At 70.8% G+C, this 1,353-nt stretch carries 2 protein-coding genes; one reads left to right on the forward strand and one right to left on the reverse strand.

What is annotated here, in order from left to right; translation table 11 throughout:
- Window positions 1-181 (forward strand): SDR family oxidoreductase (locus ACZ5CR_RS45440; RefSeq protein ID WP_468869618.1); only part of this gene is annotated, 181 nt, incomplete at its 5' end.
- A 94-nt stretch (window positions 182-275) separates the two neighbouring features.
- Here the strand turns inward: ACZ5CR_RS45440 and ACZ5CR_RS45445 are convergent.
- The gene (locus tag ACZ5CR_RS45445) at window positions 276-905 is read right to left on the reverse strand and encodes a TetR family transcriptional regulator (RefSeq protein ID WP_468869621.1); all 630 of its coding nucleotides are present in this window, start codon (window positions 903-905) and stop codon (window positions 276-278) included.
- Window positions 906-1,353: the final 448 nt, after the last annotated feature.

The following is a 1,353-nucleotide window of genomic DNA, read 5'->3' on the forward strand; positions in this document are numbered from 1 at the left end:
GATGGAGACGGCCATGGAGCAGGTGCCGCAGCTGGAGCAGGCCGCGGTCGCCCGGGCCATCCAGCACCGTCTCGCCGACCCGCTGGAGGTGGCCCGGGCAGCCGCCTGGCTCTGCGGCGACCAGGCGTCCTTCATCACGGGAGCCGCGGTGCCCGTCGACGGGGGATGCAGCGCCGTGTGACGAGGCGCTCTGTCCGTCTACGGGGGACGGGGCCGGCGGAGGCGTTCGGTGCTGCTCCGCTGAGTCGCGCGGCTTGTTCGTGGGTCGCCTTCGTTCAGGGTTCGTCGGCGGTGAGTGCGGCGATCGCCGCTTCGCCGTCGGCTCCCGCGGACAGCCTCACCTCGGGAAGGGCCTGGCGCCAGATGCGGGCGAGCATCGTGACGTTGCTGCCCGGCGCGTCGGGGTGGCAACGATGGCAGAGGGTGGCTTCCACCCCGCAGACCAGGTGCACCGCCATGTCGGTGATCGCCGTCCGGTCGACCCCGGGCAGGCTCTCGGCCGGTGCCTCCCGCAGCCGCGCGCCGATCATCGGCGCCCACAGGCACTGCCAGGCGGGCTGCCCCTCGGATCCCTCCCGGGCCAGGCGTGCGGCGGCCCGTACGGAGGGGTTGCGCTCCAGCAGTTCCACGAGGGCGAGCGTGAGTGACACCACGGACTGCAGGGGGAGTTCCTGGCGCGCGGCCACGTGGTCGACGAGTGTGCGGGTGGCGGCTTCGCCGTCTTCCCTGACGGCTGCCGCCAGTTCTCCCTTCGAGGCGAAGTGGAAGGTCAGCGCGCCCATCGAGATCTCCGCGGCTCGGGCTATCCGGGCGAGCGACGAACCGGAGTAGCCGAGCCGGTCGAACTCGCTCGCGGCCGCTCTCAACAGTGCGCGGCGAGTCCGGCCCGCCCTTTCCTGCTTCACTGTGACCCTTCCTGGAAGGTGTGCTCGTCCTGCCTGTGCCGTTGCCCGGGACGGGGAGGCCCTGTGGGGTACCGGTGACGCCGCAGCGGAATGTTTTCGCCCGTCAGGTGCCGGCCGCGCACCTGACGTGTCGAGGTCGTGCGCAGTACGTCCTGGAAAACATAGAAACCACTATTATTCTAGCCTGGTGGCAGGGCGGATCCAAGCGGGGGTACGTGCCCGGCGGGTCCAAGCGGGGTGCGCGCCCGCCATCACTGACAGAGGCCACGTCCGCGGACTTGGCCTCTGTCAGTGAGCGGTATGTCTGGGCTGTTGCTCAGGTGCTCAGTTGCTCCGGTGCTCGGGTGCTCAGGTTCTGCCTCTGTCGTGCCGGGCGGCCCGAGGGCCGGGCCCTGTCACAGCGCCTTGATCGCGCCGCCGTCGATGACGTGGTCGACGCCCGTGATGC

The organism is Streptomyces sp. NPDC031274, assembly GCF_055570235.1.